The organism is Actinoplanes sp. NPDC051633 (assembly GCF_040681735.1).
Taxonomy (GTDB): Bacteria; Actinomycetota; Actinomycetes; order Mycobacteriales; family Micromonosporaceae; genus Actinoplanes.
In genome coordinates this window covers 1-7,900 of record NZ_JBFAZH010000268.1, presented here as the reverse complement: position 1 = coordinate 7,900, position 7,900 = coordinate 1, and the positions used below count along the sequence as shown (strand labels likewise).

The window sequence follows — 7,900 nt, the reverse complement described above, 5'->3', positions numbered from 1 at the left end:
GTTTCCTCCTTGATGGGGTCCAGATCAGGGCCCGTCCGTGGGCCCTTGGCTTACGTCCTGAGTGATCGGACGGTTGCCGTCAGTTATGAGAAGTATCCGAGACTTGTTCGCACCTGTTTGGGAAACGACCGAAAACGCTGTCCGCCACCCCGCCGCCGCCTCGCGCTGGACCGAGGGCCGAGCCGCACCGGCTCGCAACCCGATGGCCCCCAAAACCTCAGAGCCACGCTCCGGATGCCGACCTGTCCGGTGAACGATTCAAAGGAGGATCGGCGTGAGTCTGACCGACCTGTCCAGCGTCCTGTGGCGATCTCGTGAGTTGCTCGAGCTCCTGCTGTTCAAGCTGGAGGAGGAGCAGCTGCTGCTGGCGGCGAACCGGTCGCGCTGGCTGGCGCACGCCACCCGCGAAGTGGAAGTGGTGCTCGAGCAGATCCGGCAGACCGAAGTGGCTCGTGCGGCGTACGCGCAGGCCGTGGCCATCGAGCTCGGCCTGCCGGCCGAGGCGTCGCTGGGCGAGCTGGCCGACGCGGCGCCGTCGCCCTGGTCCGAGCTGCTGCACCAGCACCGCAAGGCGTTCCTCACCCTGACCTCCGAGATCAGCGGCATGGCCGAGGCCAACCGCGACCTGCTCACGGCCGGCCAGCGGGCAGCTCGCGAAACGATGCTCGCGTTCGCCGGAACCGTGGAAACGTATGGCCGGCAGGGACAGACCGTCACCGGCGGCGTGCGCCGCCCGAGCCTGGTGGACGAGGCGATCTGATGGCAAGCAGCTTCGGGGGCATCAACACCGCACTGACCTCGCTCTACGCGCAACGTCGCGCCCTCGACGTCACGGGTCAGAACATCGCGAACGCGAACACCGAGGGATACACCCGGCAGCGCGCCGAGATGCAGTCCCAGGTGGGGTCGATCTCGCCGGCGATGTACGCGAAGACCGACGGGCTGGGCACCGGCGTCGCGGTGTCCGACGTGCAGCGGCTGCGCGACGAGTTCCTGGAGAACCGGGGCCGCACCGAGCACGGCAAGAGCTCCTACCTCACCACGCAAACCGCGGCGTACAACGCGATCGAGGACGTCTTCGCCGAGCCGGGCGACACCGCGCTGGCCGCTCAGCTGCACGACATGTGGGGCGGCTGGAACGACGTCGCCAACAATCCGCAGCTGGCCGCGACCCGCTCGACGCTGCTGCAGCAGAGCTCGACGGTGGCCGACGGGCTGAACACCGCCCACGCCAGTCTGGCCGGGCAGTGGTCGGTGACCAAGACGCAGCTGTCGGCCTACGCCGACGAGGTGAACACCATGGCCGCCAACGTCGCACAGCTGAACGACAGCATCGTGAAGGCGAAGGCGTCCGGGCTGACCGTCAACGAGCTCGAGGACCGGCGCGACCTGCAGGTGATGCGGCTCTCCGAGCTGACCGGCGCGACCGCGTCGGCGCGGGCGAACGGCGCCGTCGACGTGTTCGTCGACAACTCCACTCTGGTCAGCGAGTTCACCACCCGCAAGCTGGAGGTGGGCGGCGCCAACCGGCTCGAGGACCAGACCGCCGACCCGGTGTCGCTGCGCTGGTCCGACACGAAGACACCGGTGAAGGCCGGCGGCGTGATGGGCGCGGTGCAGGACACGCTCGGCGTGATGATCCCGGCCATCTCCGACGCCCTCGACTCGGTCGCGAAGAATCTGGCGGACAAGGTGAACACGTTGCACAGCAGCGGGTTCAGCAAGGACGGCAGCACCGGGCTGGACTTCTTCACCAGCGTCGACGGCGGCACCGTCAACGCCGGCAACATCCGGCTGGCGGTCACCGACCCGGACAAGGTGGCCACCGGCACGGCCGCGGACTCCCTGGACAACTCGATCGCGGACCGGATGGCCGACCTCGGCGAGGCGGTGGACGGTCCGGACCGCGAGTACCAGGGCATGATCGGCCAGCTCGGCGTCACCGCGCAGGCCGCGAGCCGGCGTGCCGACATCCAGGCCACCGTCACGGAGCAGGTGGACGCGTCCCGCGAAGCGCAGTCCGGCGTCAACCTCGACGAGGAGATGACCAACCTGCTCACCTACCAGCGCGGGTACGAAGCGGCGTCCCGCGTGCTGACCACCATCGACTCGATGCTCGACCAGCTCATCAACCGCACCGGACTGGTCGGAAGGTAAGGGGTAAATCATGGCGATCAGCGGTGGACGAGTCACCGAGGGCAGCATCCACACCCGGGTGCTGGCCAACCTTCAGCGCAACATCGCGAAGGGCGAGAAGATCCAGCAGCAGCTCTCCAGTGGCAAGACGATCAACCGCCCGTCGGACTCGCCGACCGGCACCGTCTCGTCGCTGCAGCTGCGCGGCGAGGCGCGTGCCAGCCAGCAGTACTCGCGCAACGCCGACGACGGGCTCGGGTGGCTGGGCACCCTGGACAACACCTTGTCCAACGTCTCCTCGCGGGTCATCTCGGCGCGCGACCTGGTCGTGCGCGGCCTGAACCAGGGCGGGAACGACCCCTCATCGAACGAGGCTCTGGCGTCCGAAATCGATCAGATTCGCAATACGCTGGTCGGATACGCCAACGCGAAGTATCTGGATCGTCCGGTGTTCGGCGGGTCGACCACGGGGGAGGCGGCGTACACGGCCGACGGCACCTATCAGGGTGACGCCGGCCAGACCGCCCGCACCGTGGGAGCCGGCCAGAAGGTGCGGGTCGACGCGACCGGTCCGGAGGCCTTCGGCGAGGGAGATGCCCAGCTCTTCAAGGTTTTGAAGGATGTCGCCGACAGCATCCGGGCGGGTGACACGGATGCGACTGCCGCGAACCTGGAGAAGCTTGACGCCGCGCACAATCTCGTGAAAACCACTCTTTCGGATGTAGGCGCTCGTTACAATCGGCTTGAGCAGATGAAGCAGTCCGCTCAGGATCGATTGCTGACCGTGACGTCGCAGCTGTCCGATATCGAGGATGTCGACCTGCCGAAAACGATCATGGAGATGCAGCTTCAGCAGACGTCGTACCAGGCAGCTTTGGCCGCCTCGGCCAAGGTGATCCAGCCCTCGCTCATCGATTTCTTGAGGTGACCATGAGCAGCACACAGGCAGTCTCCCGACCGCTCGAGGACCGCATGATCACGACGATTCCCATCATCCACATGGCCGCGCCCATGCCGGGCTTTCCAGCGCACCGGAAGTTCGCCCTGGTGCGGCTCAACGAGGAGGGCCTGCTCTACGCCTTCACCTCGCTGGACAACCCCGAGCTGCGGTTCCTCGTCGTGCCGCCGGAGCCGTTCTTCGAGAACTACACGCCGGAGATCCCGGACGAGTCGCTCGCGCTGCTCGGTTACCCGGACGTCGACGACCTGATCACCATGCTGGTGATCACGGCCGGCCAGGACGCCACCGCGGCCAACCTGATGGCGCCGATCGTGATCAACACGGTCAACCGGATGGCCTGCCAGGTGGTGCTCTCGGGCACCGACATGCCGGTGCGCGCCATCCTGTCCAAGAAGAACTGAGCTACCGGCGGGTGGTCCTCCACCGGCGGTGGGGGACGAGTCCACAGTCAACTCCTGTCCACGGATGGAAAGGGGCGAAGGGTGCTCGTGCTGACCAGGAAGGCCGGCGAGAGCGTGATGATCGGCGACGACGTCGTCATCACCGTGCTCGAGGCCCGGGGTGACGTCATCCGGCTCGGCATTCAGGCACCCAAGGACGTGCGGGTGCATCGCGAGGAGGTCTATCGCGAGCTCCAGGCGGCAAACCGGGAGGCGGCATCGCCGACCGACGCGGTCGTCGAGGAGTTGACCCGCACGCTGCGGCCGCCGGAAGAGTAGACACGGCACGGCAAACGGCCCCGCCGGCCAATTCCACAAGGGATTGGCGGCGGGGCGTTTGCCGTCCGCTATCCGAGCGGGGCGCCGCGGGCGATCATGAACCTGATCGGGTCGACCGCGTTGGCCCGGGTGGCGGGCGTGCCGGCGTGCACCTCGAAGTGCAGGTGCGGTCCGGAGGAGGAGCCGGAGCTGCCCACGAAGCCGAGCAGCTGACCGGTCACCACCCGCTGACCGACCACGACGGACGGCCGGCGCACCATGTGGCAATAGCGGGTCACGTAGTTGAGGGCGTGCTGCACCTCGACGTACCAGCCGCAGCCGGAGACCGAGCGGCTGCCGTCCACGTCGCAGTTGTTCGTGGAAGCGTTGCACACCACGCGGATCACGGTGCCGGAGGTGGCGGCCCTGATCGGGGTGTTGCGCGCGGCGCCCAGGTCGACGCCGTCGTGCGCCGGGCGTACCGGGGTGCGGAATCCGCTGACCAGAGTCGCGTTCACCGGCCGCATCCAGGAGCGGGGCGCCGAGGTGGACGGGCAGGTCGGGATCGGGAAGACGGCGCGCGACACGTACGCGTCGGCGACCCAGTAGCCGTTGACCAGCTTGTCCCAGAGGTTCGTGGTGCGCACCGTGCCGCTGACGCTCTGGCCGCGGACCTGGCAGACGATCAGGAGCCGGTTGGAGTCCGGCAGGCGCCCGGCGACCGCGGCCGAGGCGGAGGGCAGCGTGCGCATGTTCAGCATCGTGCCGTTGGTCTTGGCGTACCCGGTGCCGGCGATCTTCACGGCCGCGGTGGCCGGAGCGCTGACGGCGGCCGTGAGGCCGGTGAGAGAGGTCAAGGCGAATAGCGCGGAGGCGATGCGATGTCGGGCCTTCATGTGCTTCCTTCCCGGCACGCGGGCGCGTGCTCACCACCAAAGGCTGCCGAGTACGGGATGTCGCGCCGGTGCGCCGCAAGTGCAGGACAGTTGCGGGCCGAATCCCACGAAACGACCGCATAGGGCCGGGTGGCGCTGAAAGATTGGGGCACCGGCAATGCTCGCTCCCCGAGGAGACACGGATGTCGCGATTGGCCGAACTTGGTGTGGCGAAACGTCTGGGCCTTATCGTGCTCAGCGGCGTGGTGGCTCTGCTCGCGCTCGGGGTGGTGACCGGCGTCGGCCAGGACGAGCTGGTCCGCCAGGCCGGTGTGGTCCGCGAGCTGGAGACGGCGGTGGCCGCCCTGAACCATCTGGACACCCGCGAGTCGGAGCTCAAGGTCGACATGTACCGGGCGGCGCTCGGCCAGGACGTGTCCGGCGACGTCGCCGACGACGTGGTGTCCGCGACCGAGGCAGCCGACGCGGTCGAGGCGACCGGTCTGCCGCCCGCGATCGCCGATACCTTCGCGGCGCTGCGGCCGGATGTGGATTCGTTCAGCAGCTTCTCGACGGACTTCGTCGCGGCGGCCGCGCGCGACCGCGAGGCGGCGCTGCGCGACCTCGGCCAGATCGCCGAGCGCAACAACGCGGTGGACGACAAGCTCGACGTGCTGCGCGAGCAGGTCGACGCCGCGGTCGCCCAGGAACGCTCGGACATGAGCGCGACGGCGAGCCGGATCAAATGGCTCAGTGGCGGGCTCACCGCGCTGGGTCTGCTTCTGCTGATCGGCCTCTCGGTGCCGCTGGCCCGCTCGATCCTGCGGCCCGTGCGCCGGCTCGGCCAGGTGATCGACTCGCTGGCGAAGGGCGACCTGACCGCACGCAGCGGCGTCACCTCGCGGGATGAGGTCGGCCGGATGGCCGCCGGTCTGGACGGCGCCCTCGAGGCGCTGCACAAGTCGATGCTGAGCATCGGCGGCAACGCGGACTCCCTGGCCAAATCGGCGAACCAGCTCTCCTCGGTGGCCGCGCGGATCGCCGAGTCGGCCAACGACACCGACGCGCAGAGCACCTCCGCCTCCGCCGAGGCCGAGGAGATCTCCCGCAACGTGCAGACCGTGGCGGCCGGCTCCGAGGAGATGGGCCTGTCGATCCGTGAGATCTCCAGCAACACCAGCGAGGCCGCGCAGATCGCGGCGGTGGCGGTCTCCGAGTCGGCCCGCGCCACCGACACCGTCCGGCAGCTCGGCGAGTCGTCGGTGGAGATCGGCAACGTCATCAAGCTGATCACCTCGATCGCCGAGCAGACGAACCTGCTGGCGCTCAACGCGACGATCGAGGCGGCCCGGGCCGGCGACGCGGGCAAGGGCTTCGCGGTGGTGGCCAGCGAGGTGAAGGACCTGGCGCAGGAGACCGCCCGGGCGACCGAGGACATCGGCGTGCGGGTCAACGCGATCCAGCAGGACACCAGCGGCGCGGTCGAGGTGATCAGCCGGATCAGCGAGGTCATCGCGAAGATCAACGACTACCAGACGACGATCGCCAGCGCAGTCGAGGAGCAGACCGCGACCACCGCCGAGATGAGCCGCAGCATCAGCGAGGTGGCCTCGGGCAGCAGCCGGATCGCGGCCAACATCGCCGACGTGTCGAACGCGAGCGCGTCCGCCGTGCAGGGCGTGAACCAGACCCGGGAGGCCAGCGGCGAGGTCGCCCGGGCCGCCGAGGAGCTGCGTACCCTGGTCGGCGCCTTCAAGCTCTGAGAAATTTCCGGCGCGCTAACCGGTCTGCACCGGCGGCAGTACTCGGTTCACACCACCGGCGACCGACTCTTAGGCCCAGACGAGCAGCACTTCAAGGCCGGGAGCGGGATCGTGGGCGCAGAGCAGGGATTCATCACGGCGGGCGGCACGCTCGACCTGACCGTGGACGCGCACGTGCACACCGGCTTCGCGGCCGGGCGGGACAGCATCGGCGTGATCGTCTCGGCCGCCGACCGCGCCGGGCTGGCCGCCGTCACCTTCGCCGACCAGGTCGGCAAGGACACCACGTGGCTGCCCGCGTACGCCGATGCCGTGCGCCGGGCCCGGCGTCGCACCGAGCTGAACCTGCGCATCGCGGCCGAGGTGGAGGTCGTCCAGCCGGACGGTTGGCTGGCCTGGCCCGCCGCCGACCTCGGCCACCTCGAGGCGCTGTCCGTCGCGGTCACCCGGCTGCCCACCGACGACGGCCCGCTCGGCCCGCGCGAGGTCCGTTCGCTGATCGCGGCCGGCGTCCTGACGGAGGCCGGCGTGGCCGAGATCGTCGTCACCGCCACGGTCAAGGGCCTGGAGCGCGCCTCCCGGTACGTGCCCACCCAGCTCGCCCGCCCGCTCAGCCTGCTGCAGCAGATGGGCGTGGACGACGGCGTGCTGTCCACCGAGGCGCTCGACCACCTCGCCGACGCCTGCCGGACCACGGGCACCGCGGTGGAGGTCAGCGAGGCGTGGCGCAGCCCGTCGCTGCGGATGGTCGGCCGGCTGCGCGAAGCCGGAGTGCCGCTGGTCGCCGCGAGTGATGCCCGGTACGCCGGCGAGGTCGGACACTGGCAGTACCTGCTGCGGGTCTGAAGGAAACCAAACGCGAGCCGTGCTTGCGTCCGTACTCTCTGTCACATGAGTTTGGTTCAGCAAACCATCGAGGTCGGCGCGCCGCTGCACACTGTCTACGAGCAGATCTCCGTGTTCGAGAACTACCCGCGCTTCATGACCGGGGTCGAGCAGGTGACCCCGATCGGCTCGGGCCGGACCCACTGGGTCATGGACCTGGACGGCAAACGGCGGGAGTTCGACGCGCAGATCACCGAGCTGTCCCTGGACGAGCGCGTCTCCTGGGCCACCACCGAGGGCCCTCGCCTGAGCGAGACCATCACGCTGCGGCCGGTGGGCGAGACCCGTACCCAGGTGGTCGCGCAGCTGGACGCGGACATCGCCTATCTGATGCCGGGCGACCGGCACGGTCAGGAGACGCTGACCCGTCTGCTCAAGCACGACCTCACCACGCTCAAGGGCCTGGTGGAGGGCGGTGTGCTGACCGGCGCGAGTTCGAAACGGCTCTCCGGCCCAGCCTCCCGCGACCTCGCGTCGCCCGCGTCGGTGGCGGCCCGGATCAGGCGCCGCGACCCGGAGCCGCACCCGGGCGCCGGGTGGGAGACCAGCGCCGGCGCCCGCAGCGGGACCGCGCCGATGGGC

The 7,900-nt window shown here is 69.4% G+C and carries 9 protein-coding genes; 8 read left to right on the top strand and 1 reads right to left on the bottom strand.

Features of this window, described 5'->3' with window-relative positions:
* Positions 1-274 precede the first annotated feature (274 nt).
* The 5 genes from flgN to csrA all read left to right on the top strand — a co-directional run bounded on the left by flgN (position 275) and on the right by csrA (position 3,816).
* Positions 275-760: a flagellar export chaperone FlgN gene (gene flgN, locus AB0M20_RS17145; protein WP_364299103.1), complete on the top strand. Its 486-nt coding sequence runs from the start codon at positions 275-277 to the stop codon at positions 758-760.
* A complete protein-coding gene (flgK, locus tag AB0M20_RS17140) occupies positions 760-2,157 on the top strand; it encodes a flagellar hook-associated protein FlgK (protein WP_364299101.1) in 1,398 nt (465 codons plus the stop codon). The genes flgN and flgK overlap by 1 nt, the downstream gene beginning before the upstream one ends.
* 10 nt (positions 2,158-2,167) lie before the next feature.
* Positions 2,168-3,064 (top strand): flagellar hook-associated protein FlgL, encoded by an 897-nt coding sequence (flgL, locus tag AB0M20_RS17135; protein ID WP_364299099.1) that lies wholly within the window; start codon positions 2,168-2,170, stop codon positions 3,062-3,064.
* Between the two features lie 2 nt (positions 3,065-3,066).
* Positions 3,067-3,498, top strand: a complete 432-nt coding sequence (locus AB0M20_RS17130; RefSeq protein ID WP_364299097.1) for a flagellar assembly protein FliW — start codon at positions 3,067-3,069, stop codon at positions 3,496-3,498.
* Between the two features lie 81 nt (positions 3,499-3,579).
* Complete coding sequence (csrA, locus tag AB0M20_RS17125; RefSeq protein WP_364299095.1) at positions 3,580-3,816, top strand: carbon storage regulator CsrA; 237 nt, start codon at positions 3,580-3,582, stop codon at positions 3,814-3,816.
* 68 nt (positions 3,817-3,884) lie between these two features.
* Here the strand turns inward: csrA and AB0M20_RS17120 are convergent, their stop codons facing one another.
* Positions 3,885-4,691, bottom strand: coding sequence for a peptidoglycan DD-metalloendopeptidase family protein (locus AB0M20_RS17120; RefSeq protein ID WP_364299093.1), 807 nt, complete (start codon positions 4,689-4,691; stop codon positions 3,885-3,887).
* Positions 4,692-4,873: 182 nt separating this feature from the next.
* On the opposite strand from AB0M20_RS17120, the gene AB0M20_RS17115 reads away from it, so the two are divergent.
* From AB0M20_RS17115 to AB0M20_RS17105, 3 genes are all read left to right on the top strand, one after another.
* Positions 4,874-6,433 (top strand): methyl-accepting chemotaxis protein, encoded by a 1,560-nt coding sequence (locus tag AB0M20_RS17115; RefSeq protein WP_364299091.1) that lies wholly within the window; start codon positions 4,874-4,876, stop codon positions 6,431-6,433.
* A gap of 111 nt (positions 6,434-6,544) precedes the next feature.
* Complete coding sequence (locus AB0M20_RS17110; RefSeq protein WP_364299089.1) at positions 6,545-7,279, top strand: hydrolase; 735 nt, start codon at positions 6,545-6,547, stop codon at positions 7,277-7,279.
* Positions 7,280-7,324: 45 nt separating this feature from the next.
* On the top strand, positions 7,325-7,900 hold a 576-nt coding region (locus AB0M20_RS17105), incomplete at its 3' end, for an SRPBCC family protein (RefSeq protein ID WP_364299087.1).

Coding starts and splice junctions, on each gene's coding strand:
- flgL (WP_364299099.1), top strand. CDS start 2,168: ATGGCGATCAGCGGTGGACGAGTCACCGAGGGCAGCATCCACACCCGG.
- AB0M20_RS17130 (WP_364299097.1), top strand. CDS start 3,067: ATGAGCAGCACACAGGCAGTCTCCCGACCGCTCGAGGACCGCATGATC.
- flgK (WP_364299101.1), top strand. CDS start 760: ATGGCAAGCAGCTTCGGGGGCATCAACACCGCACTGACCTCGCTCTAC.
- AB0M20_RS17120 (WP_364299093.1), bottom strand. CDS start 4,691: ATGAAGGCCCGACATCGCATCGCCTCCGCGCTATTCGCCTTGACCTCT.
- AB0M20_RS17115 (WP_364299091.1), top strand. CDS start 4,874: ATGTCGCGATTGGCCGAACTTGGTGTGGCGAAACGTCTGGGCCTTATC.